The organism is Pasteurella pantherarum (genome assembly GCF_049670885.1).
In the GTDB taxonomy this organism is placed as follows: domain Bacteria; phylum Pseudomonadota; class Gammaproteobacteria; order Enterobacterales; family Pasteurellaceae; genus Pasteurella.
In genome coordinates this window covers 1,912,002-1,937,226 of the sequence record NZ_CP187173.1, presented here as the reverse complement: position 1 = coordinate 1,937,226, position 25,225 = coordinate 1,912,002, and the positions used below count along the sequence as shown (strand labels likewise).

The following is a 25,225-nucleotide window of genomic DNA, read 5'->3' as shown; positions in this document are numbered from 1 at the left end:
ACTTTTGTTGTCTTTATTGTTCTTTAAAAAATTGGAAACAAGCTGAAAAACTGAAGAGATTTTCGAAAGAAAGTCTGAGTAGAAAAAATCTTGCATGAAAAAAAGGCATGCAAGTGTTTAGTGTCTAAACAGCAACATCAGGTAAGTATACGTTTGTATAAGAATACTTGAGGTTGTATGGTTAAGTGACTAAGCGTACAGGGCGGATGCCTTGGCAATCAGAGGCGAAGAAGGACGTGCTAATCTGCGAAAAGCTTGGATGAGTCGATAAGAGGCGTTTAATCCAAGATATCCGAATGGGGAAACCCAGTAGATGAAGAATCTACTATCTCTTGCTGAATACATAGGCAAGAGAGGCGAACCGGGAGAACTGAAACATCTAAGTACCCCGAGGAAAAGAAATCAACCGAGATTCTGTAAGTAGCGGCGAGCGAAAGCGGAAGAGCCAGTAAGTTTTAGCGATGATATTAGAGGAATTGGCTGGGAAGCCAAATCAAAGAGGGTGATAATCCCGTACTCGAAAATGTTATTGTGGAACTAAGCTTACGATAAGTAGGGCGGGACACGAGAAATCCTGTTTGAAGATGGGGGGACCATCCTCCAAGGCTAAATACTCCTGATTGACCGATAGTGAACCAGTACTGTGAAGGAAAGGCGAAAAGAACCCCGGTGAGGGGAGTGAAATAGAACCTGAAACCCTGTACGTACAAGCAGTGGGAGCCCGAAAGGGTGACTGCGTACCTTTTGTATAATGGGTCAGCGACTTATATTTTGTAGCGAGGTTAACTGAATAAGGGAGCCGAAGGGAAACCGAGTCTTAACTGGGCGTTGAGTTGCAAGGTATAGACCCGAAACCCGGTGATCTAGCCATGGGCAGGTTGAAGGTTGGGTAACACTAACTGGAGGACCGAACCGACTAATGTTGAAAAATTAGCGGATGACTTGTGGCTGGGGGTGAAAGGCCAATCAAACCGGGAGATAGCTGGTTCTCCCCGAAATCTATTTAGGTAGAGCCTTGAGCGGACACCTTCGGGGGTAGAGCACTGTTTCGGCTAGGGGTCCATCCCGGATTACCAACCCGATGCAAACTGCGAATACCGAAGAGTGATACTCAGGAGACACACGGCGGGTGCTAACGTTCGTCGTGGAGAGGGAAACAACCCAGACCGCCAGCTAAGGTCCCCAAGTCTATATTAAGTGGGAAACGAAGTGGGAAGGCTTAGACAGCTAGGATGTTGGCTTAGAAGCAGCCATCATTTAAAGAAAGCGTAATAGCTCACTAGTCGAGTCGGCCTGCGCGGAAGATGTAACGGGGCTCAAATATAGCACCGAAGCTGCGGCATCAGATGTAAATCTGTTGGGTAGGGGAGCGTTGTGTAAGTCGATGAAGGTGAATTGAGAAGTTTGCTGGAGATATCACAAGTGCGAATGCTGACATAAGTAACGATAAAACGAGTGAAAAACTCGTTCGCCGGAAGACCAAGGGTTCCTGTCCAACGTTAATCGGGGCAGGGTGAGTCGGCCCCTAAGGCGAGGCTGAAAAGCGTAGTCGATGGGAAACGGGTTAATATTCCCGTACTTGGATAAACTGCGATGTGGGGACGGAGAAGGTTAGGTTAGCAGACTGTTGGATGTCTGTTTAAGGCGGTAGGTGGAAGACTTAGGCAAATCCGGGTCTTCATAACACTGAGAACTGATGACGAGGTGCTACGGCACTGAAGTAACTGATACCACGCTTCCAGGAAAAGCCACTAAGCTTCAGGTTTATCTAAACCGTACTGAAAACCGACACAGGTGGTCAGGTAGAGAATACTCAGGCGCTTGAGAGAACTCGGGTGAAGGAACTAGGCAAAATAGCACCGTAACTTCGGGAGAAGGTGCGCTTACGGTAATTGTAGGAGTAAACCTCTGAAGGTGAAGTAAGTCGAAGATACCAGCTGGCTGCAACTGTTTATTAAAAACACAGCACTCTGCAAACACGAAAGTGGACGTATAGGGTGTGATGCCTGCCCGGTGCTGGAAGGTTAATTGATGGTGTTATCGAAAGAGAAGCTCCTGATCGAAGCCCCAGTAAACGGCGGCCGTAACTATAACGGTCCTAAGGTAGCGAAATTCCTTGTCGGGTAAGTTCCGACCTGCACGAATGGCATAATGATGGCCAGGCTGTCTCCACCCGAGACTCAGTGAAATTGAAATCGCCGTGAAGATGCGGTGTACCCGCGGCTAGACGGAAAGACCCCGTGAACCTTTACTATAGCTTGACACTGAACATTGAATTTTGATGTGTAGGATAGGTGGGAGGCTTTGAAGCAGTGACGCCAGTCATTGTGGAGCCATCCTTGAAATACCACCCTTTAACGTTTGATGTTCTAACGAAGACCCTGAAACGGGGTCTCGGACAGTGTCTGGTGGGTAGTTTGACTGGGGCGGTCTCCTCCCAAAGCGTAACGGAGGAGCACGAAGGTTTGCTAATGACGGTCGGACATCGTCAGGTTAGTGCAATGGTATAAGCAAGCTTAACTGCGAGACAGACAAGTCGAGCAGGTGCGAAAGCAGGTCATAGTGATCCGGTGGTTCTGAATGGAAGGGCCATCGCTCAACGGATAAAAGGTACTCCGGGGATAACAGGCTGATACCGCCCAAGAGTTCATATCGACGGCGGTGTTTGGCACCTCGATGTCGGCTCATCACATCCTGGGGCTGAAGTAGGTCCCAAGGGTATGGCTGTTCGCCATTTAAAGTGGTACGCGAGCTGGGTTTAGAACGTCGTGAGACAGTTCGGTCCCTATCTGCCGTGGGCGTTGGATGATTGATTGGGGCTGCTCCTAGTACGAGAGGACCGGAGTGGACGCATCACTGGTGTTCCAGTTGTCTCGCCAGAGGCATTGCTGGGTAGCTAAATGCGGAAGAGATAAGTGCTGAAAGCATCTAAGCACGAAACTTGCCAAGAGATGAGTCATCCCTGACTTAAAGTCAGTAAGGGTTGTTGTAGACTACGACGTAGATAGGTTGGGTGTGTAAGTGTAGTGATACATTGAGCTAACCAATACTAATTGCCCGAGAGGCTTAACCATACAACGCTCAAGTATTTTTGGGTGTTGATGCTAAATGAAGTGATATGAAGACGATAAGCGGAGACGCAGAAAGTAAGTAGAAGAGCTCTGATAGACAGCTTGTTTCTGATTAAAGTGCGAGAGTGAAGAACGTACAAAATCACCAAAGCAGAGAATAAAGAACAGAAGAGAAAAGACAAGAGAGAACATCAAAGGAATATCTTGGCGGCGATAGTGCAGTGGACCCACCTAAATCCATGCCGAACTTAGAAGTGAAACGCTGTTACGCCGATGGTAGTGTGGGGTTTCCCCATGTGAGAGTAGGTCACCGCCAGGTCATTATTTGATTAGTTCATTTAATCATGTTAATTTATGAGTGAATTAATCAAATAAAAATTTTTTGGTAGCCATAGTGCAGTAGACCCACCTAATTCCATGCCGAACTTAGAAGTGAAATACTGTTACGCCGATGGTAGTGTGGGGTTTCCCCATGTGAGAGTAGGTCACTACCAAATATCAATTTTGCGGAGCGGTAGTTCAGCTGGTTAGAATACCTGCCTGTCACGCAGGGGGTCGCGGGTTCGAGTCCCGTCCGTTCCGCCAACTATTTAAGCGAATTAAGTTTCGCTTTCTTTCTAGGGGCGTAGTTCAATTGGTAGAGCACCGGTCTCCAAAACCGGGTGTTGGGAGTTCGAGCCTCTCCGCCCCTGCCATCATTCTTAATCATATCTTGTTGTTTTTCCCTGTTTTAGTTTATTTATCCTTTATCTGTTTTTAACCGTGGCATTTTATCTTCTTCCATTTATAGGATTATTGGTTTTGGGCGGCTGATTTTTCTAGTAAGTTTTGGGATGAAGGTTTGGGAAAAGTGCGGTGTATTTTGAAAAGATTTTTTAGCGAATAAAACTCAAGGTTATCGTCATATTTTTTCATGATTTTATATTGGAATGTCATGAATACAGTGAACAAAAAAGCGTGGTTTGATATTTATCGAGCCACGCTTTTTTGTTATAAACCAAGAGCTTGTTTCATCAGTTCTGTTTTAACGAAAGCTAGTTGATTTGTCGCCGTTAAGCCAACGCCTCGAATCCATTTTTTGATAGGATTACTTCCCTGAAAAAGATCTTTTAATCCTTGCATGGCAAGGAGCATTTTCACGGCTTCTGTTTTTCTGCTGCGTTCATAAGATCTTAGATAACGATATTCCCCAATATCAAGATCTCGGCTTAAGTTTTGTTTAATATTCTTTGCGAGAGCAAGTGCATCTTGGAAACCTAAATTGACGCCTAATCCCGCTAATGGATGAATGGTATGGGCAGCATCGCCAATTAAGGCTAAGCGAGGTTTGGCAAAATCTCGAGCATAGCGAGCGGTTAATGGCACGGCTTGTCTTGCTGTTGTGACTTGGCATAATCCGAGTCGCATATCAAATGCGACAGAAAGTGCATGGTTAAATTCTGTTTCGTCACATTTTACAAAATGTTCTGCTTGTTCTGCTGGGAGAGACCAAACAATCGAACTGAGGTTTGGTTTATGCAAAGGTAAAAAGGCTAATATACTGTCTTGTGAAAAAATTTGGCGTGCACATTGTTGATGAGGCTCCGCTGTTTCAATATTACAGACCAAAGCATGGTGACCATAATCTCTAAAAATGAGCGGAATATCAGCTTGTGTTCTAAGCCAAGAGTTTGCCCCATCAGCCCCCACCACTAATTTTGAACATAACATTTGCTGGTTATTAAGGGTTAATATCACGTTACTTTCGGTAAAGGCAATATGCTGCGGAAGTGCGGTTAAAATATCCACATTTGTTTGTTTAGACACTTTTTCCCATAGGCAATGCTGAATTAGGTGATTTTCAACAATATGCCCTAAATGAGAAAGTCCTAATCCTTCTGTATTAAATTGAATATTGGCAAAGCTGTCTTTTTCCCACACTTCCATTTTGTGATAAGAGGTGGCTCGTAATGCCTGAATCGTTTGCCAAACGCCTAGATTTTCTAATAATTTTTGACTGGCTAAATTTAAGGCACTGACACGATAGGTGATTTGTTCTGGACCTACTTTAGGTGGGAAGCCTTCAATGACAGCAATGCGTAATGGGCTATCTGCTAAGCTGGCTGCGAGTACCAAGCCTACCATGCCCCCACCAATTATGGTTAAATCATATGTTTTCATGTGCTATATCCACCCTAATGTTGGTTTAGCAAAAAGTTGTCGTAATTTTGTCGATTGTGCAAGGGTCATGAGACCGAATGTTCGTCCTAGTTGTAGAGGGAGTAACTGATTGGCAAAGATAGAAACTAAGCCATCGGTTAAGTGCATAATTTGTTGTTGATCTCGCTGCCTTGCTGTTTCATAGGCTTGTAATTGGGCGTAAGATCCTAAGTCTGATTGTGTGTTATAGCTTGTGGCTAAGCAATCGGAAAGTTGCACGACATCTCGAATGCCTAAATTAAACCCTTGCCCTGCAATGGGGTGCAACGTTTGTGCGGCATTTCCCACAAGGGCGATGCGGTGTTGAACATGTTGTTCTGCCTGATAAAGGTTCAACGGATAGGCAAAGCGTTTGCCACATTGTAAGAATTTGCCTAAACGCCAGCCAAAACGTTGCTGCAATGCTTGTAAAAATGCCGAGTCTTCTAATTGCATCAATGCATCAGGGTTTTTCACGCACCATACTAATGACATTAAATTATCTTGCATCGGTAAGAGGGCAATCGGGCCTTCATCGGTAAAACGTTCAAAGGCTCTAAATTGATGATCTTGTTGCGGTAATACATTAGTGATGATGGCTGTTTGTTGGTAATCACTGATACAAATTTGAGCAATATTGGCGGATTTGGCGACAATAGATTGCGAACCATCTGCCCCCACTAACAAAGGCGTGATTAAAGTGCGGTCATTTTTGAGAGAGATTTTGACATTATGTTCGCTACGTTGAATATCAGTGATTTCCACAGGGGAGAGGTAATCTACATTTGGATAATCACGCAGGGCATCGAGCAGCATTTTTCCCATTTGATTGAGTTCTACTACCGCACCGAGCTGATCGAGATGAAATTCTTCAGCATGAAATTCGGTCAGACCACTATGCCCTTTATCAGAAACATGAATTTTATGGATAGGGCAGCTTAAAGGTTGTGCCAGTTGCCACAAATTGTTGCCATGAGGCAATGTTATTTGAGCAAGGCGTTGGCAGCTTCCATCCGATAAGGCAATGCAACGTGCATCAAACCCCCCTTGCTGGTGATGATATGTAGCTTGCTTTTCTAAAATCGCAATTTTCATGTTCCCGTCAGTTTGATGACTGAGTGAAAGTGCAAGCGTAACCCCTGTCATTGCACCACCCACAATCACCACATCATAGTGAGTTTGCTGCATTGCATTATCCTTTTATTGGTTTGCCATCAGTTTTTCAATATCGTCAATTTCTTTTGGGGCAGCAGAGGTTAGGTTTTTATTACCGTACTCTGTTATCAGTAAATTATCTTCAATCCGTACACCAATGCCTTTATATTGTGCTGGCACGTCGGCTTTTTCGGAAATATAAAGCCCTGGTTCAACGGTGAGCACCATCCCCACTTCTAACGGACGATCACGTAACTTGCTGTTACGGTTATTGTTATGTTGATCTTTGCTGTAACTGCCCACATCGTGTACATCAAGCCCTAACCAATGCCCTAAGCCATGCATATAAAATTGGCGATGAGCATCATTGGCAATGAGGGTTTCCACATCGCCTTGTAAAATACCCAGTTTCACTAACCCTTCCACTTTAATACGCACGACTTCATCATTGACTTGTTGAATGGAATTGCCTGGAATTAATAATTCAATGGCACGTTTTTGTGCGGCAAGCACGATTTTATAAATCTCACGTTGTGCTGGGCTAAATTTTCCATTCACGGGGAATGTTCGAGTAATATCGCCCGCATACATCGCAAATTCACAACCTGCATCGATCAATACGAGATCGCCATCCTTAAGCGGCATATCATTTTCGGTGTAATGTAAGATACAGGCATTTTCGCCTCCCGCCACAATGGAATTGTAAGCGGCTGCTCTTGCACCGAAACGGTTAAATTCATGCAACAATTCCCCTTCAATTTCATATTCGAAACGATTTGGACGAGTGGTTTGCATCGCTCGAATGTGTGCCAGTGCGGAGATTTGCCCTGCTTGTTGCATTAATGCGACTTCATTATCAGATTTGAATAAACGCATTTCATCGAGCATTTCTTTCCAAGATAGCACATTTTCCACGTTTACCGCACTGTCCGCCAAGAGTGCATCTGCCCAAGGGTGTAAGCCAACGACATGATAAAGTGCGGTATGTTTCGGCAACATTTTCGGGAAGAGTTGAGAGAAATCTTCTACGGAAAAGGCATGGTCAACGTGCAATTTTTCGGCTGCCTTTTCAACGCCAAGACGGCGGCCATTCCAAGTTTCCAGTAAAGGATCGGAAGGGCGAACAAACATACTGGACTGCATTTTGCCTTGCTGTTTGCTGAGAATCAAAATGGCATTTGGCTCATTAAATCCCGTGAGATACCAGAAATAACTGTCTTGGCGAAAAGGAAACGTACAGTCATTATTGCGACGATGTTCAATTTCAGAGAAGACCAATAATACGGCATTATCTTGCATTTGCTCGAATACACGGACACGGCGAGCGATAAATTCTTCTTGTGGCAGACTTGCCATATAGGCTAAATCCATTTTCATTCTCCTTGTCTTACTTGGATTAATGTAGCACGGGTTTTTGTTCGACTTGTGGTTGAAAATGCGAGAACAATAAACAGGCAATCGTCCGTACATATTCAATAATTTCTTCTAAGGCTTCACTGAGTTCTTCTTTATCATCATTTTCATCATAGCCCAGTTGACAAATATCGTGTAAGTCATCAATCGCCTCACCAATATCCCCTTTTTCTTTATCAAGTGCGGGTTGTGCTAAGCCTAAACCGAGCAAAAAATGGTTTGCCCATTCAGATAGGGCATCGGCTCGGGCAAAAACATCGTCTTCATTTTCGGGTAGCCATAATTCAAAATCGAACCCATCAATATCGGCTAATTTTTTACTGATTTGTTGATGCATTTCGGTAACGTCTTGTAATAAAGCGATAGGGTAGGCGTGATTTTCATTTGTGAATTGAAATAAAAGAGGTTGCCAGCTTTTATCATTTAAACCGCCACAGATTAAACCACTGAGAAAACCATGTAGTTCAGCAGCAGAAATGGCAATGCCAGCTTTTTTTAATTGTTGAGAAAAGTCGGAATACGACGACATACTTTTGCCCTTAGTTTCTTTGAATAAATTGCTTTTCAGTTTACCACTCTCGGGCTATGCAACCAATAATTAGACGGATTTTTTTAGCTATGGCATAATAATCCCCAAAATCATTAAGCACCGTGGAGGCGAGATGTCGTCTAAAAGTATTGAATTACCTGTTTTGGGGCAGGTTTTACGTTTAAATTGTCCAGAAGAACAGCATGACTCATTAAGACAGGCGGCGAAAGAGCTTGATTTGCGAGTCTCTGAAATGAAAGAACGCACGGGCATTTTGCATTTAGAGCGGGTCTTGGCGGTTGTTGCATTAAACTTGAGTTATGAATTAATGCAAGAAAAACAGAAAAATGTATCCATTGAAAATGTACTAAAAACACGTATTGAACAGCTTGATCACTCTCTTGAAACGATTTTAACACCTAAATCGCACAGTTAATCTACGCTTAAGTGGGATATGTGGTGTAAAAGAGAATTATCGCTAGTCAATAATCTTAAATTACGTTAGTATAGAAAAAAGATTACCTGAGGTGTTTGCCAGTGGGTTATGTCCCTGAGCCGATACTTTTATTTTTATGAATTGGTTTCCGATTATTGGTGAGCATGCTTAGTTTTACTAAGAAGCCTAAAAATGATGATAACCGATTCCCTTGAACCGTTGGGTTCAAGGACTGGCACCTACAGCGGCATCTCGGGTTCTTTCTTATCCAAATTTATGAATCACATCAAACTTCGTCAGCAAATTCGTCAAGATATTCGCAAAACTCGCCAAAAATTGACCGCACTTGAGCAAGCACAAGCGGAAAAAAACATTACTCAACAAGCGTTAACATTGATTGCAAAACACAATGCACAGCATATTGCTTTGTATTTGGCTTTTGATGGAGAAATTTCAACACAATCCTTGATTCAAGCCTTATGGCAACAAGGAAAATCGGTATATTTGCCTGTGTTGCACCCTTTTTGTACAGGGCATTTATTATTTTTACGTTATTCACCACAGACCATGATGTGTCAAAATAAATTTGGTATTCCTGAACCTGTGCTTAATGTTCAAGAGGTGTTGCCTTTAGCGGAATTAGAGATGATTTTTACCCCGTTGGTGGCTTTTGATAAAAAGGGAAATCGTTTAGGCATGGGCGGCGGATTTTATGATCGGACTTTACACAATTGGCAGCAAAAATCCTTCTTACCGATTGGATTGGCTCATCAATGTCAGGAAGTGGAACATTTACCGATGGAAAGTTGGGATATCCCATTGGCGAAGATTTTAGTGGGATAAAAATAGGGTAAGTGAAAACTTACCCTATTTGTTTGGATTGGTCGAAGAAAAATTATTGAGCTGGGGCAATCACAGGATCAGCAGGTTTTTGAATGTCATCAAATTTTTTGCCTTTGTTGGCTTCAATAATTTTTGCGGTTTGTTCGGCTAATTCTTTCAAATTCATTTTTTCGTAAGCCTGTTGCATTAATGGTAATGCTTCGTAAGTGGCTTGTGTGTCAGGGTATTGTTGTAACATGCCCACTACACGATTTGCCACCGCAACATGTGCATGACGTTTTGCATAAAATTTTGCAATAGAAAGCTCATGACGAGCAAGGCTTGCTTTAATATACACCATGCGAGCTAAGGCATCTTTTGCGTAGGCACTGTTCGGGAAGTGTTGTACTAAGGTTTGGAAGTTGGCAAATGCGGCTTTAATTGAAGAATTTTCACGGGTCGCACGGTCAACACCGAATAAATCTTGAATGTAGTTATCACCTAAAGCGGAATTGGTTAAGCCTGCCATGTAAAGCACATAATCTAATTGTGCACTTTGTGGATATTCTTGCAAAAAGCGATCGGCGTAAACTAAGGTTTTTGTGTAATCCTGTGTTTTATAGTTAGCATAAATTAAATTCAGTAAGGCTTGTTCACTATGGCTGCTGCCTGGGTAGCGGTTACGCACTGCCTCTAAATAACGGATTGCTTGTGTATAGTCCCCACCTTGTAGGTGCGTTTGACCCGCATTATAAAGTTCTTGTTCTGGCTGTTGCTCAACCTCGTTGTTTGAGCTTGAACAAGCCGCCACCGCAAAGGCGGTTAACGCAATAAGGGAGAACGATTTTAATTTACGCATTGGATAATCCTTATTTTTTACGAGCAATGATAAATGAGTTACAATAACCCAATATTGTATATAACATTATTAAATAAGCAAACTTCATTAACGGATTTTTTTATTTATGGCACAAATTACCTTGTCGGCTGAAGTTCAGCTCTCTCAAATGGGACAACGTTTAGACCAAGCTTTGGCTGAATTGTTCCCCGATTATTCACGTTCACGCTTAAAAACTTGGATCGAAGCGGATCAGGTTTTGATGAATGGTGAAGTGGCAAACATTCCTCGTGCCAAAGTGTATGGTGGTGAGCAAATTGATATTACGGTGGAAATAGAAGACGATAATCGTTTCACCCCTGAAAATTTACCCTTAAATATTGTTTATGAAGATGATGATATTTTAGTGATCAATAAACCGAAAGATTTTGTTGTGCACCCTGGTGCGGGCAATCCCACAGGGACGGTATTAAATGCGTTGCTTTATCATTACCCTGAGATTGCAGAAGTGCCTCGTGCAGGCATTGTGCATCGTTTAGATAAAGATACCACGGGCTTAATGGTGATTGCGAAAACCATTCCCGCACAAACCAAGCTGGTGCGAGATTTACAAAAGCGTAAAATCACCCGTGAATATGAAGCTATTGCTTGTGGCATTATGACCAAAGGCGGCATGGTGGATCAACCTATGGCTCGTCATCCCACTAAACGTACTCAAATGGCGGTGCATCCAATGGGCAAACCTGCGGTAACCCATTATCGGATTATGGAGCGTTTCCGTAATTACACCCGTTTACGCTTACGTTTAGAAACGGGACGCACTCACCAAATTCGTGTGCATATGGCACATATTGCGCACCCATTATTAGGGGATCAAACCTATGGCGGACGTCCTCGCCCGCCGAAAAATGCCAGCGAAGCCTTTATGACGACACTGCGGGAATTTAAACGCCAAGCCTTACACGCCATTATGTTACGCCTTGAACATCCGATAACGGGGGAAATGATGGAATGGTACGCTCCGTTACCTGAAGATTTTGTGCAATTGGTGGATGCCTTGAAGGCAGACTATCAATTACATAAAGACGAGTTAGATTATTAATATGGTTTGTTTCCCTTTTGCGAGAACCTAAAAGGATACCACTGTGAATGTGATAAAACCCAATTGGCAGGCACCGATCAACATTCGAGCCTTCAGCACCTTGCGTAGCGGTGGGGTTAGCCAACCGCCTTATGCCAGTTTTAATTTAGGTTCGCATGTGGGGGATGATCAAAACGCAGTTAAAAATAACCGCACTTTGTTAATGGAACAATTACACTTGCCACAAGCCCCGTTGTTCTTAAACCAAACGCACAGCACAAAGGTGTTGCACTTACCTCATTCAGAAAAGACCAACATAAATGCTGATGCGGTTTATACTCATCAGCCAAATCAGGTGTGTTTAGTGATGACAGCGGATTGCTTACCCGTGTTATTCGCCACGCAAAAAGGTGATGAAGTGGCAGCCGCACATGCAGGTTGGCGAGGGCTTTGTGATGGCATTTTAGAACAAACAGTGGCACAGTTTCAGGCAAAACCTGAACAGATTATCGCTTGGCTTGGTCCAGCCATTGGCCCTGAAAAATTCCAAGTGGGAGAAGAGGTGGTGGCACAGTTTGTGGCACAACAAGCGGAGGCACAGCAGGCATTTTATGCCGATCCTCTTGCGAGCAATAAATATTTAGGCAATTTGTATCTGTTAGCCACACAACGTTTAAACCGCTTAGGCATTTCTCAACTCTACGGTGGTGATTATTGCACCTTCAGTCAACAAGATAAATTTTTCTCTTATCGTCGAGAAAAACAAACAGGCAGAATGGCAAGTTTGATTTGGTTTGAATGACCTTTTCCAGAAAAGTCGAAAGTGCGGTCCTTTTTCAAGGCGTTTACCGCACTTTTTTCCGTTTATGCTTTAGAACGTTACTTTAAAACCGACTTGGACTTGGTTTTCTTTATAGGCTTGTTTACTACGACGTTGTCCAAAGGTTGCCCAAAGTTGAACATTATTGCCGACTTTAGCATCAATCCCTGTTTTATATTCCACAAAACGTTTTGTTCCTGCCAAGGCTTTACGACGACCATTGACATAAGCACCAAAGTCTTTTGAGTTATGGACTAAATTGATTTCCGCATAAGGTTTAATATTGATTTTTGAACGGCTGACATGGCTATCTAACCATAATTTGGCACCCAATTTAGTTTGGATATTGCCATGACCAAAGCCTTCGACCGTAGTCCCTGTGTGATCAATATAGTTTTTCGCTTTCACACCTTGCCAAGTCACTTGTGCTTGCGGTTGGAAGCTAATGCGATGGCGTTCCCAGCTATCCACACGGTATTCATAGAGTGGGAGGTGGTAACCTGTTTCCAATGAGGCGGTGAACCCGCTTGCTTTATAATTAACTTGGTTATGCCCCGTTTTCACATGATTTTTAAAACGTTGATATTGCAACCAACTATTCGCATAAAAGCCTGATTTATAAGCATTATCTTCTTGCCATGCATAATAGGTTCCCACAGAATAGCCTTTCACTTTGGCATTGGCTGGCGTTTCACCATGGGAGGAAATCTGCGTATCTTGTTGTGCATAACCGACTAAGAAACCGAATTTAGAGCGATAGTCGATTTCTCGATCTTCCCCCAGTACAATGGAATAATTTTTCGAGCTCAGTTGGGTTGAGCCGTTACGCAGGCGATGATAAATATTGCCTGTACTGACTTGCATCCAAATCCCAGGGGATTCATATTGACGGTAAAAGTTCGTGACACCAAGACGCTCACTTAATGTGAGGCTAAACACATTATTAGCCGCATACAGGTTGCTTGCATAGCCTGCCATGTCCGCACGCAAAGGCGTTGACGGAGGGGTAGGCTTGGTTTCTTTAGCAGGCTTTGTTATTTCAGGTAAATGACGCACGGCTTCTTCGGCGTTGGCAACGGCTGCCACAATGTGATGAATATTATTTTCTGTGGTATTCGGTTGTGCTTCAGTGGCGGGTTCTGCATCTCTCACCCCTGTAATCGCCCCTCGAAATGCCGTTGTTGGCTGGGTATTTTGGGCTTTTTTCTTTTCTGACACTGCCTTGTTCGCTTGACGTTGCGGTTTTGCGGCGGTGTTTTTTGTCGTTTTTTCAGGGGTGGATGCGGTCGCCACTTGTGGTGCGAGCCATTGTTTCATGCCGGCATTGACCGCTTGCATTGCCGCCTGACTGGATTGCGTGGCGTTGGCTTGTTGTTGAAGTGTGGGTAATTGAGTTTGAATCAGATGATTGGCGAGAGATGAAGCTCTTGACACAGCATTTCCACTATTCAAGGTTGCAAGTGGAAACGTCTCCGAGCCAAATGTATGATTGATTGTAGTGCATCCTTTTCCACATTCATTATTGACTGCTTTTATATTCGAAACTGAATAATTTGAATAGAGAAAAAATAATGACGCTAAAGGGAGAGTAGCGTATTGTATTTTCATAAAGTATCCTATTGAAACATTAAATCCTATTAATTGTTTTTAAGAAAAAAATAAACGTCGCCTATTATAATTCTCAATTGCCTAAAATGGATACACAAAACCCTACCCTTGACACTTCTTTACAAAAAATGAAATAAATTTAATGACTTAGCGATAATAGCAAGAGCTGTACTGTTGTGTTTTTCCATCATCAAAATCCGTTTGCGATAGCGAATCTTCTTGGAAAAAGAAGAGGTTATTGGTTTGTCATCAGGTGGGTGATGGGCATCGATAACTCAGGTGGGGAGAAAGGGGGAGCAATAGGCGATAGCGAAAAAATATTGTAAAATTGACCGCACTTTTTTCATTTATGTCTTTAAAGGCTGTTTAGATCAGGATTGAGTATGACCGATGCCATTCAATTAGAAATAGAACAATTACGCAAAACATTACGTTACCATGAATATCAATATCACGTCTTAGATAATCCTTCGATTCCTGATGCAGAATATGACCGTTTATTTCATCAATTAAAAGCGTTAGAGCGTGATTATCCGCAATTTGTGAGTGCCGATTCGCCAACGCAACGAGTGGGAGCAAAGCCCTTAACAGGGTTTGCTCAGATTACCCATGAACTGCCGATGCTTTCGTTGGATAATGCGTTTTCCGATGAGGAATTTAAAGCCTTTGTGAAGCGTATTCAAGATCGTTTGGTGGTGCTTCCACAGCCACTGACTTTTTGTTGTGAACCTAAACTTGATGGTTTAGCGGTCAGTATTTTATATGTGGACGGCAAATTAACCCAAGCCGCCACACGTGGTGATGGCACCACGGGGGAAGATATTACCGCCAATATTCGCACCATTCGTAATATTCCACTGCAATTATTAATGGATCATCCGCCCGCCCGTTTAGAAGTGCGAGGGGAAGTGTTTATGCCACACGCCGGTTTTGAAGCGTTAAATGAGCAAGCACTGGCGAAAGGGGAAAAAACCTTTGCCAATCCACGTAATGCAGCGGCAGGTTCTTTGCGTCAGCTTGACCCGAAAATGACGAGTCAACGTCCTTTAATGTTAAATGCATACAGCATCGGCATTGCAGAAGGGATAACATTACCCAACACACATTTTGAACGTTTACAGTGGCTGAAATCGATTGGTATTCCTGTGAATAATGAAATTCAGCTTTGTGATGGCATTGAGAACGTGTTGCATTTCTACCGCTCGATTATGCAAAAACGTAGCCAGTTAGGGTATGACATTGATGGCACGGTGTTGAAAGTCAATGATATTCATCTACAAGAAGAATTGGGCTTTATTTCCAAAGCACCACGTTGGGCAATCGCCTATAAATTCCCTGCTCAAGAGGAATTGACCACCTTAAAAGATGTGGAGTTTCAAGTGGGAAGAACAGGGGCAATTACGCCAGTGGCAAAATTGGAGCCCGTGTTTGTCGGTGGGGTTACGGTGAGCAATGCGACTTTGCATAATGGCGATGAAATTGCACGTTTAGATATTGCCATTGGAGATACAGTGATTATTCGAAGAGCAGGTGATGTGATCCCTCAAATTATTGGGGTGTTGCATGAACGTCGTCCTGCCGATGCAAAACCTATTGTTTTTCCAACCCATTGCCCAGTTTGTGAGTCAGTCATTACACGAATTGAAGGGGAGGCAGTAGCACGTTGTACGGGCGGATTGTTCTGTGCGGCACAACGTAAAGAAGCGTTGAAACATTTTGTCTCACGTAAAGCGATGGATATTGATGGCGTTGGGGCGAAATTGATTGAGCAGCTAGTGGATCGTGAGCAAATTCACACACCAGCGGATTTATTTCGTTTAGATCTGACCACGTTAATGCGTTTAGATCGCATGGGACCAAAATCGGCACAAAATGCCCTAGAAAGTTTAGCTAAAGCGAAAAAAACCACCTTAGCACGTTTTATTTTTGCCTTAGGGATTCGTGATGTGGGCGAGGCAACCGCCTTAAATTTAGCCAATCATTTTCATACGTTAGATGCGTTAAAAACGGCAACCTTAGCACAATTGCAAGACGTGCAAGATGTGGGGGAAGTGGTGGCAAATCGCATTTCTGTGTTCTGGCGTGAACCGCACAATGTGGCGGTGGTGGACGATCTGCTTGCACAAGGGATTCATTGGGATAAGGTTGAAGTAAAAGAGGTGGGGGATAATCCTTTTAATGGAAAAACCGTGGTGTTAACGGGCACCCTTAGCCAAATGGGACGGGATCAAGCCAAAGCCTTATTACAGCAATTAGGGGCAAAAGTCAGTGGCTCGGTTTCCTCAAAAACAGATTTAGTGGTCGCAGGCGAAAGTGCAGGGTCTAAATTAACGAAAGCCAATGAGTTAGGCATTACCGTGATTGATGAGCAAACCTTCCTAGACTGGAGCAAAGCTGCCAGCGAGTAGAAGGGGAGAAAGGAAAAAGTGCGGTCAATTTTCAAGATGTTTTGACCTTGATTGCCTTCCCTATTTTGGTAAAAAACCTCTCGCATTTACACGAGGGGTTTTTGCTTTTATTGCAACATAAAGAGGCATAAAAAAACGCACCTCAATGAGGTGCGTTTTGTCTAACTTGTGATGGATGAGGTTACCATTGATAACCTATACCGACGGAGCCGCCGACATCGCCACGAGTATTGCCGTTACCTTGTAGTTTCAAGATCACTTTGCCGTTATCGCTCGCACGTGAGTAGCCCACTGCGATGGCACTTTCACCTTTGAAGGTACCTGCTGAAGCCGCTAACATGGATTTACCCGGTAAGTAAACTTGCGGTAAGCCTGTGGCTGCATTCGCCCCTGCAATACCTGCTCGCATATTTTTGTCGACTTTGTTGAGACGACCATTGAGGTCACCAAATTTCTGTAATACCGCACCATCGAGTGCTTTACCGACCTCGTCATGCAATTGACCTACGTTAACAGCATCATTTGGATCGACACCTTTTGCTACATTGGTAATACGAACTGGTGAACCGTCTTTTTTCGTCAACATCAAATCACCTTCTGGTGTTGCACTGATTTTCGGTCCGTCATTGCCACCCACTTTAACGGAATTGAACGCAGGATCTTTGCTGACAGTGACTTTGATTTCTCTTACACCATCTGCTCGAGTGATACCACGTACTTCGGCAAGATCATTGCCACTTGCGAACTCAACAACATCCGCTGTACGCACATCAGCAGCATAATCCCCCGCACTGATCACGAAACCAAGTTTTTTCGCATCCGCAACAGATAGGGCGTTTTTCGCATTGGAGTTTTTCAAGTCCGCTAAGCCTGCTTTCGCTTTATCCACAGGTTTTGTCGCTGCAGTTGGTGCTGCCACGGCATTGGCATCAGGTTTTAACACACCATCGACAAATTGATCGGCGGTGTAGAATTTGGCATCTGGTCCTTCGCCTACTTGAACGAGTGCTTTGCCATCATCCCCGACTTTGTCTGCAATGGTATTTGTGCCTGAAGCAACATTCGCCAAGACACTTGGTTTGCCAATTTGATCTGGGGTTGCAGTTGGGTTAACTAATTGCGTTGCTAACTCTTCTGCTGGAACAGCATCCCCTACTGGGTAACCATCTTTATTCACTTTAAAGAATTTGTCTCCCACTTTCACCACTGGTGTACCTTCTTTTGTGGTATAGGCAATTGGTAAACCTGTTACGCTATAACTCACTTCTGTGATGTCTTGTCCTGTGGCTTCATCACGTTTGGTTTCTGCTTTGGCAAGCAAATTACCACCGTTAACAAAGTTCACTACATCATTTGGCGTCACTTTTTCGGTTTTCGCATCTTCTGTGGCATCGGCGTTATCCGCTAAGGTGGATTTACCATTTTGTTTCACATAGAAACCAGATTTATTCACCGTTTGATCTAACTGGTCTTTATTCACCGCTTGATCAGGTTTTTCTGCCCAAGCCACATTGTCGAGGCTGACACCGCCATCACCTGCTTTAATGGTGTCTTTCGCCGCGGGTTCCGCTTTAATGGCTTCTGCTTTTGCAGTGGCAACGGCACTGGCAATTTCTTCTGGTGTGGCATCAGGGTTCGCCGTTAATGTTTCCACAACCGCTTTTTGAACCGCAAGTTGGATCGGATCTTTCGCTTCATAAGGTTTATTGGCTACCCCGTCGTTATTCACGCCGTTGGTTAGCTGTGCACCTTTTTTGAGTTTCGCGACTTCAGCAGGTTCAAGTGCGGTCGGATTAGACGCAGGATCTTTCAAGCTACCATCTGGATTCACTGCCTCTTTCTCGTAGAATTTACCGTCGTTCGCTTTTGCATACTCTTTGCCTTTCGCATCTGTAAATTTGAAGTCGATTGGTAAATCAGAGTCCACTTTCACGGTGGTCACCGTCATAGCAGTGCCAGAGGCATCCACTTTTTCCACTGTTGCCAGTTTCACATGGGTATTTTTACCATCCGCGTAGCGAAGTTCATCGTTTGGATTCACACGCTCGTCTTTGTTTTCAAATTTATCCGCCGCAGGCACATCGGTGGCTTTACCCACCACAAAGCCTGAACCACGAATTGCATCACCTACTTGGTTACCTGTCACAAAACCTTCACCCGCATTGTCTGCTTTCACCACATCATCAGGATTCACTTTTGTTGCATTTGGTTTCGGTTTGCCGTTGGTATCAATATCCTCCGCTTTGAAGTAGTCATCACCCACTTTCACAAGGATATTGCCCTCTTTGTCTTTCGCATCCGTTGGCATCACTTCCCCTTTCTTCAAGGAAATATTGATTTCACGAATGTTATCAGTGGTTTTGCCTGTGACCTCAATGCCTGCACCGCCTGTGAATTTCACTTCGCTGGCATTGCGAACATCATCAGAATACGGCTCATCTTTACCTTCTTGTTTATCCGCAGAGATGACCCAACCAAGATTTTTCGCATCTGCCACCGTCATCACATTGCTTGGTTTGGCATTCTCTAATGAGGCTAAACCGTTAAATGGTGAGTCTGGGTTAGCGGCGGTTGCAGGGGTAACATCATTATCTTCTTCGCCTGCTTTTAATTTACCCGTTGCTGGGTCAAATTGATCACGGCTGTAGTATTTACCCTCAACATTGACTAACGGATTACCTTTGTCATCTTTCGCCCCGTCAAGTGTGCCTGCCCCTTGTGCCACATTGGTGAGTGCGGTTGGGGTGGTGGTGCTATCACCTTCAGGGTTGACCATGCTCGCAATCACATCGCCATTTTCCACTTTGGCAGCAGGATCTGGCGTACCATCTGGCTGAACTTTTGGTAGACCTGTTGCAGGATCCACTTTGTAGTAACTGCCGTCTGGTGCTTTCGCCACTTTGTTGCCGTCTTTATCTGTATAGGTTACAGGAAGTCCCGCCACATCGACCCGCACTTTAGTGACATCACGACCCGCTTCGCGTTCTGTTTTCACGTTCACTTGGGTATTAATGCCGTTAACAAAATCCACCACGTCGTTCGGCGTGACTTTTTCGGATTTATCATCTTCCGTTGCATTGGCATTGGCTTCCAAAGTGGATTGACCATTTTGTTTCACCACAAACCCTGATTTGCCCACGGTTTGATCTAACTGATCTTTATTCACCGCTTGATCAGGTTTTTCTGCCCAAGCCACATTATTTAAGTTCACCCCACCTTCGCCTTTGACTAGGGTATCTTTGGCATTAGGATTGGCTGTCACTAATTTGTCTCGTTCAGCGGCAATCTCTTCAGGTGTCGCATTCGGATTATCTTTGATGAATTTCGCCATACCCAAGCTGATAGGATCTTTCACGTCATAATCTTTTGTATCTGGATTATTATCCGTCAACTTCGCCCCAATTGAGCCTGCTTTTGGTTGTGTTTCAGCCGTTGCTGGATCTTTTAAGGTACCATCTGGGTTGACTTGATCTGGTTGATACCATTTACCGTCATTGGCTTTCACTAATGGATTGCCATTATCATCTTCTGCACGGTAAGTAATTGGTAAATCCACATCAAACTTCATAAAGGTATCTGTTACCACGGTGCCATCAGCATCCACTTTTTTCACTGTAGCAAGTTTTGCTGTAGTGCCTTTACCATTGGTAAAGCGAAGGTTGTCATTTGGATTCACTTTTTCAAGTTTATCGGCAGCAAGCTGATTGTCAGGGTTTGCAAAGGCGTCTGTTGCCGCAGTGATATCCGCTAAGCCCACATTCCAACCTGATTTTTGAATCGCATCTGCCACTTTATTTCCTGTAACAAAGTGTTTACCGTTGTTGACTAATGCCGCTTCTTGTTCAGGGGTTAACACAACAGGGGCTGTATTGTCTTTCGGTTTACCTGTGGTTGGGTCAATATCGTCTTTGTTGTAATACTGATCATCCACTTTAACGAGGACTTTACCTGTTGGATCCTTAAACTCATTGCTTGGCACCACCTCGCCTTCTTTCATGGAGATAGCAATTTCACGCACGCCATCTTTGGTAGAGCCGACCACTTCCACACCATTTTTACCGGTGAATTTCACTTCACTGGCTGTACGAACGTCTGCCGCATATGGTGTATCTTTGCCGTCTTCTTTATCGGCAGAAATCACCCAGCCAAGGTTTTTCGCATCTGCTACGGTCATCACATTGGTTGGAGTGGAGTTTGCTAAATCGGCTAATCCCGCTTTCGCTTTATCCACAGGGGTGGTAACATCCGTTGCCCCTTGTGCTTCAACGGCATCGGCTTTCAATTTGCCATCGACAAATTGATCTTGTGCATAAAGTTTTCCACCTACATTCACTAATGGTTTACCCGCAGCTTCTTTATCCGCAATGGTATTTGCCCCTTGTGCGACATTGCCTAATACGGTTGGGGTAGTGGCGGTGCCATCAACATTGATGACATTCACTTGTGGATTTTCAACCGCCGTTTCATTTAGTTTTGGATCCCCATTGGCTTCTAATTGGTCAGGTTTGTAATATTTGCCATCAGTGCCTTTCTTCAAGATAGTGCCATCTGCATCGGTGTAAGCGGTAACGGTATTCACTTTAATTGTGTTTACTTTACCGTCATCAGAAGCCTGAATATCAACACTTGTTCCCACGCCATCTGCAAAATTTACCGTATCAAATGGTTTAACAAAGTCTTTCGCTTTACCATTGCCTTGTAAATTCCAGCCTGCATTGAGCACATCACCGATAGTGGCGGCATTATTGAGCACTTTGGCATCATAACCTGGCTGATTTTCATCAAAAATAGTCGGTAAATCAGGTGCTTTGGTTAAATCTTTCGCGTTAGGTGTTATTAATGGATTGCCCGCAGGATCTGTTACGTTACCTTCTTTATCCACACGGTTTAAATTGCCTTTGACATTCGCTAATGCCATTGGGGTATCGGTTTTATCTTGACCGTTATTTAAGGAGGCAATCACATCTTCAGGTGCTACTTTTTTCGATTCGGCAGTGGCTTGATCTTTTGGATTACCAGCATCATCAAACTCGACATCTTCAGGATAGAAATTGCCATCTGCGGCTTTTTTCAATTTGTTGCCTTGAGCGTCTGTATAAACAACAGGTTGTTGTCCCGCTAACGCCTCAACATCAACGGTAATGGTGCGTACACCATTTGCATCGGTTTCCCCAGTGACTTTGGCGGCATTTTTACCAATAAAGCGGACTTCATTGGCGTTGCTGACCTTATCTGCATAATCATTTCCTGTCGCAGAAACCACCCAACCAAGATTTTTGGCATCAGCAACTGTAAAGACGTTTGTTGCTTCTGAACCATTGAGATCCGCTAAGCCTGTATAAGCGGTGCTTAATTTTGGTTGTAAGCGAGCGGGATCAGCATCAAATTTAGTGGACGTATCCGCTGTTGCTTTATCACCACGATGTGTGCCATCGAGTACTTTCGCACCTGCAGAGACATTTTTAATCGCAACAGGGGCTTTAGCATCACCACTATTTAATGTTAATTCTGCTGGAGCATTTTCGGCACCTGTAATACTCAATGTGACAGGGGCTTTATCTTCATCCGACAAAGTCATTTCTTTAAATTCGGGTTTGTCAGAGAATTTAATGAGTAAGGCGTTTGTGCCAGTATCCGTCGCAACATACAGATTTTTACCCGATGTGTCTGTGGCATCAGCTTTTTCACCTTTGATCGTCAATTTGGTACCAAGATCACGGTGAATGACGTTATCGGTATCGTTGCCCGTAAAATCTAATCCTTCAGCGAGAATTTTGTTTGCGACTTCTGCAACGGTGTTGGCGGTGACTAATGCGGTTGCTGTGACAGGGGTAAAGGTATTGACTGTACCAGCGGGCTTGTCTTTTATTGGATTAATCAAACTCGTAATAGCGGCTAATTTCCGATCTTTGGTCACTTCAATCGTCGTATTATCAGTTCGAGTATCTACTTGAATTTTTGTTGTTTTGTTGTCTTTAGTGGTGACAAGCATATCTGTTGCATTACCATCATCAAACTCAAGGGTGTCATAAGGTGTGACAAAATCCACATCTTCTACGGCACCCTCTGCGGTTTTCGCCCCTCGCACGTTAAAACCTGCATTTAACACATCATCAATGGTGGCGGCATGTTGTCGTTTTTTCGCATTATCATTTGAGAAGTCTGGTAATTCTCGTTTATCTTGTGAAGCAGCAGGATCCCCTGGATTATCTTTTGTGCCAGGTAAGGTACTTTTCACATTCGCTAATGTCATCGGTGTGTCAGTTTTATTGCTACCGTCATTTAATGAGGCAATAACATTTTCTGGCTCAACTTCTCCTGTAGTCGGCAGACCTTGCGGATCGAGTTTGACAAACTTATTACCCGATTTCACCACTTTATTACCTTGATTATCGGTATACACCACAGGGCGTTGTGCAGCTTCAACCACTTTCTGGGCATCAACATCCACTTTGACTGCACTGATAGTTTTATCACCCTCTTGTTTTGTACCCACGGTAACTTTCGTGAAATTGCCATCTGCGACACGGAATTCATCACCCGCTTTCACATCACCCGTATTGGTTTCGTTGAACGTAAAGCCTGTTTGATCGCCTAAGCGTCCCACTTTCCACGCACTGTTATTGATCGCATTCGCAATATCTTTGGCATTAACGAGTTTTGCTTCGTCGGCTTGTTGTGGCAGCGTGACTTTGCCATCATTCACTGTGAGACCGACTGTTTCTATATTCGGTGCCGATCCTGCGGTGGTTTCCACATCAAACGTAATTTTGGTTACACCATCTTTTTCTTTGACCACTTTGGCTTTGGTATTTTTACCATCGATAAATTGGATCGTATTCCCCGGTGTGACCACACCTTGTACGGTACCCACATTATCTGACACGTTAAAGCCTTTGTTGACATAGCTATTTAAGTTTGTGAAAGCGGCACCAACGTTAGTGGCAGGTTGTTCAAATACAGTTTGACTATTTCCACCTGTTTCTAAGCCTGTAAAAATCTTATAGGTTGGGGCAGAAATGTTATTATTTGTAACTGCAGCCCCTCCACCTAAATGTGCGGCGGTGGCTTTTGCAATATTACCAAGGGTATCAGCTAATAAATAAAGTTGTGAACCATTGATAGCATCGGTAGAGTCTGAGGCAATTTTACCAGGTGCCACATTGATTACCTGACGGGCATGGGTGCCGTTCCCCATGGAGACTACACGACCATTTTCTAAGTTTTCTTCACCTTGAAAACCTGAATACGTGAAACCATTGACGGTTGCGGCGTCTTCTTTGGTTGCTGCTCTCACCGTACTATTTGTCCCGAGTGCAACAGATTCATCAAAGCCTTTCGCAATATTAATATTGCTACCTAAAGCGATGGCTGCTTTGCTTTCTACTTTGGTTTTACTACCAATGGAAAGTGCCTCAACGGCTAACGCATTGGAATCATAACCGAGTGCAATGGTATTAGCGGAGTCTTTAGCAACATAAGCCGCACGACCAATGGCGACAGAGCTATCAGAATGTGCTGTGGCAGATACACCAATGACCACAGATTTTTCTGCCTTTTCAGTGGCATTGGCACTTGCCCCAAGTACAACCGCCCCCTCGGAGTGGGCTTCCGCACCATTACCGATGGAAAGGGTAAAGTGACCTATGGCTTTGGCTTCTGCACCAAGACCAATGCCAGAATAGCCTGAAGCCACAGCTCGATCACCCATTGCTAAGGTGTAATCGCCCGATGCATTGGCTTTGGTACCGATGGCAAGGGAGGAATCCCCGACAGAGCTTGAGTTAAAACCGATACCAATGGTATTACGGTGATTAGATTTGACATAACGACCCAGTGCGACAGAGCTTAGCCCTTTCGCTTCGTTTTTATGACCAATCGCTACAGCCCCTTCACCACTGGCGAAGGCATCACTACCAATGGCGGTGGCATTCCCCGCATTCAGATCCCCATAAATTTTATCGGCAGGATCTTTTGCCCCAGGTGGAACGGCGTAGTTTTCTCTTTTGGTACTGGCATTGCTACCAATTGCAATCCCGAGTGCAGAATCAGATTTGGCATTTTTACCAATAGCAATGGATTTCATTTTATAGGCACTAGCACTATTCCCAATGATTACAGAATCTTGAGCATTATTTGCATTCCCATTAATGGCATACACTACGGTGCCATCTGAGTTCGTCACCGTATTCCCCGATGTCGGGTTTACGACAGTAGCCGCTTGTGTTTCGCTGGCTAGCAATAAAGCACTTGCCACAACGGTTAGTGCAGTGGAGAGTGATTTTGTTTTACCTTTTGCTCGTTGTAGCTCAGATACCGCCACCCAGCTTTGGCTGGCATGGTTCCATATTACTTTAAAGATTTTATTCATATTATTTTCGTTCCCTTGTCAATTGTTAATAAAAGAACATACTTCCTTCGCTCTCATTATGGAGCGTTTGTGGATCTTGCTGTCATTGTGTTCAGCGATCGCTGAAAAACTGTTTAACTTATAGCAAAAAAGATTCAGCAAAGATAGCTGAAACGTTCAAATAGATACAATCTTTACATAAAATTACAATACTCATAAAAAGATGAGAAATAACAAGCCTAAATAAGGGAATAAACGTATTTTTTTGGAAATATAATTCCGATCGAGGATAAGAGAAAATAAGTCAGCTATGTGAGTTTAAAGGAAGCAAAATTGCATGAGATATTATCCTGATGATAATACATGGGTTTTTTGTGTGGGATTTGATCGCATAGCAAGAAAAAATGAAGTGATGATTTATTTATTTTAAATAAAAAATATCATTTGTTTTTGTTGTGTGGGTATTAAATAAATGATTAATAAAAAATGAAACGGATTATAAAATAAAGAGAATAG

General features: G+C 43.6%; 12 protein-coding genes, 2 tRNA genes, 3 rRNA genes and 1 other RNA gene. 11 read left to right on the top strand and 7 right to left on the bottom strand.

Features of this window, described 5'->3' with window-relative positions:
- The first annotated feature begins 179 nt into the window (after positions 1 to 179).
- The 5 genes from ACPEEM_RS09040 (at position 180) to ACPEEM_RS09020 (ending at position 3,766) form a co-directional block, all read left to right on the top strand.
- A 23S ribosomal RNA gene (locus tag ACPEEM_RS09040) occupies positions 180 to 3,074 on the top strand.
- A 200-nt stretch (positions 3,075 to 3,274) separates the two neighbouring features.
- Positions 3,275 to 3,390: ribosomal RNA gene (rrf, locus tag ACPEEM_RS09035) — 5S ribosomal RNA — on the top strand.
- Between the two features lie 62 nt (positions 3,391 to 3,452).
- Positions 3,453 to 3,568 (top strand): 5S ribosomal RNA (gene rrf / locus ACPEEM_RS09030).
- 11 nt (positions 3,569 to 3,579) lie between these two features.
- Positions 3,580 to 3,656, top strand: a tRNA-Asp gene (locus ACPEEM_RS09025).
- 34 nt (positions 3,657 to 3,690) lie between these two features.
- Positions 3,691 to 3,766: transfer RNA gene (locus ACPEEM_RS09020), tRNA-Trp, on the top strand.
- Positions 3,767 to 4,061: 295 nt separating this feature from the next.
- Here the strand turns inward: ACPEEM_RS09020 and ACPEEM_RS09015 are convergent.
- From ACPEEM_RS09015 to ACPEEM_RS09000, 4 genes are read right to left on the bottom strand one after another with little or no spacing between them, the layout of a single operon-like run.
- Positions 4,062 to 5,231 carry an FAD-dependent monooxygenase gene (locus ACPEEM_RS09015; RefSeq protein ID WP_424406732.1) on the bottom strand — a complete coding sequence of 390 codons (1,170 nt, stop codon included), beginning with the start codon at positions 5,229 to 5,231 and terminating at the stop codon, positions 4,062 to 4,064.
- Between the two features lie 3 nt (positions 5,232 to 5,234).
- Entirely contained in the window at positions 5,235 to 6,437 is a 1,203-nt protein-coding gene (gene ubiH / locus ACPEEM_RS09010; protein ID WP_424406730.1) for a 2-octaprenyl-6-methoxyphenyl hydroxylase, read from the bottom strand.
- Positions 6,438 to 6,449: 12 nt separating this feature from the next.
- Positions 6,450 to 7,775, bottom strand: coding sequence for a Xaa-Pro aminopeptidase (pepP, locus tag ACPEEM_RS09005; protein WP_424406728.1), 1,326 nt, complete (start codon positions 7,773 to 7,775; stop codon positions 6,450 to 6,452).
- 25 nt (positions 7,776 to 7,800) lie between these two features.
- Positions 7,801 to 8,346: a YecA family protein gene (locus ACPEEM_RS09000; protein ID WP_424401817.1), complete on the bottom strand. Its 546-nt coding sequence runs from the start codon at positions 8,344 to 8,346 to the stop codon at positions 7,801 to 7,803.
- Positions 8,347 to 8,479: 133 nt separating this feature from the next.
- Between ACPEEM_RS09000 and ACPEEM_RS08995 the strand changes: the two genes are divergently transcribed.
- The 3 genes from ACPEEM_RS08995 (at position 8,480) to ACPEEM_RS08985 (ending at position 9,625) form a co-directional block, all read left to right on the top strand.
- Positions 8,480 to 8,782 carry a cell division protein ZapA gene (locus ACPEEM_RS08995; protein ID WP_424401816.1) on the top strand — a complete coding sequence of 101 codons (303 nt, stop codon included), beginning with the start codon at positions 8,480 to 8,482 and terminating at the stop codon, positions 8,780 to 8,782.
- 80 nt (positions 8,783 to 8,862) lie between these two features.
- Positions 8,863 to 9,045, top strand: a non-coding RNA gene (ssrS, locus tag ACPEEM_RS08990) — 6S RNA.
- Positions 9,046 to 9,058: 13 nt separating this feature from the next.
- Positions 9,059 to 9,625, top strand: coding sequence for a 5-formyltetrahydrofolate cyclo-ligase (locus ACPEEM_RS08985; RefSeq protein ID WP_424401815.1), 567 nt, complete (start codon positions 9,059 to 9,061; stop codon positions 9,623 to 9,625).
- Between the two features lie 52 nt (positions 9,626 to 9,677).
- On the opposite strand, the gene ACPEEM_RS08980 is transcribed toward ACPEEM_RS08985, so the two are convergent.
- Positions 9,678 to 10,463, bottom strand: coding sequence for an outer membrane protein assembly factor BamD (locus ACPEEM_RS08980; protein ID WP_424406726.1), 786 nt, complete (start codon positions 10,461 to 10,463; stop codon positions 9,678 to 9,680).
- A 106-nt stretch (positions 10,464 to 10,569) separates the two neighbouring features.
- Between ACPEEM_RS08980 and rluD the strand changes: the two genes are divergently transcribed.
- Together rluD and pgeF are read left to right on the top strand one after the other, a co-directional pair.
- The gene (gene rluD / locus ACPEEM_RS08975; protein ID WP_424401813.1) at positions 10,570 to 11,544 is read left to right on the top strand and encodes a 23S rRNA pseudouridine(1911/1915/1917) synthase RluD; all 975 of its coding nucleotides are present in this window, start codon (positions 10,570 to 10,572) and stop codon (positions 11,542 to 11,544) included.
- Between the two features lie 43 nt (positions 11,545 to 11,587).
- A complete protein-coding gene (pgeF, locus tag ACPEEM_RS08970; protein WP_424406724.1) occupies positions 11,588 to 12,325 on the top strand; it encodes a peptidoglycan editing factor PgeF in 738 nt (245 codons plus the stop codon).
- Positions 12,326 to 12,394: 69 nt separating this feature from the next.
- Here pgeF and ACPEEM_RS08965 read toward each other — a convergent pair whose 3' ends face one another.
- Positions 12,395 to 13,777: an autotransporter outer membrane beta-barrel domain-containing protein gene (locus ACPEEM_RS08965; protein ID WP_424404962.1), complete on the bottom strand. Its 1,383-nt coding sequence runs from the start codon at positions 13,775 to 13,777 to the stop codon at positions 12,395 to 12,397.
- Positions 13,778 to 14,334: 557 nt separating this feature from the next.
- On the opposite strand from ACPEEM_RS08965, the gene ligA reads away from it, so the two are divergent.
- Positions 14,335 to 16,359 (top strand): NAD-dependent DNA ligase LigA, encoded by a 2,025-nt coding sequence (ligA, locus tag ACPEEM_RS08960; RefSeq protein WP_424401810.1) that lies wholly within the window; start codon positions 14,335 to 14,337, stop codon positions 16,357 to 16,359.
- A 181-nt stretch (positions 16,360 to 16,540) separates the two neighbouring features.
- Here the strand turns inward: ligA and ACPEEM_RS08955 are convergent, their stop codons facing one another.
- Entirely contained in the window at positions 16,541 to 24,730 is an 8,190-nt protein-coding gene (locus ACPEEM_RS08955; protein WP_424406722.1) for a YadA-like family protein, read from the bottom strand.
- Positions 24,731 to 25,225 lie beyond the last annotated feature (495 nt).

Bases quoted from the DNA above. Each gene is read 5' to 3' on its own strand.
- pepP (WP_424406728.1), bottom strand. From the start codon at position 7,775: ATGGATTTAGCCTATATGGCAAGTCTGCCACAAGAAGAATTTATCGCT.
- ACPEEM_RS08985 (WP_424401815.1), top strand. From the start codon at position 9,059: ATGAATCACATCAAACTTCGTCAGCAAATTCGTCAAGATATTCGCAAA.
- ACPEEM_RS08955 (WP_424406722.1), bottom strand. From the start codon at position 24,730: ATGAATAAAATCTTTAAAGTAATATGGAACCATGCCAGCCAAAGCTGG.
- ligA (WP_424401810.1), top strand. From the start codon at position 14,335: ATGACCGATGCCATTCAATTAGAAATAGAACAATTACGCAAAACATTA.
- ubiH (WP_424406730.1), bottom strand. From the start codon at position 6,437: ATGCAGCAAACTCACTATGATGTGGTGATTGTGGGTGGTGCAATGACA.
- rluD (WP_424401813.1), top strand. From the start codon at position 10,570: ATGGCACAAATTACCTTGTCGGCTGAAGTTCAGCTCTCTCAAATGGGA.
- ACPEEM_RS09015 (WP_424406732.1), bottom strand. From the start codon at position 5,231: ATGAAAACATATGATTTAACCATAATTGGTGGGGGCATGGTAGGCTTG.
- ACPEEM_RS08980 (WP_424406726.1), bottom strand. From the start codon at position 10,463: ATGCGTAAATTAAAATCGTTCTCCCTTATTGCGTTAACCGCCTTTGCG.
- ACPEEM_RS08995 (WP_424401816.1), top strand. From the start codon at position 8,480: ATGTCGTCTAAAAGTATTGAATTACCTGTTTTGGGGCAGGTTTTACGT.
- ACPEEM_RS09000 (WP_424401817.1), bottom strand. From the start codon at position 8,346: ATGTCGTCGTATTCCGACTTTTCTCAACAATTAAAAAAAGCTGGCATT.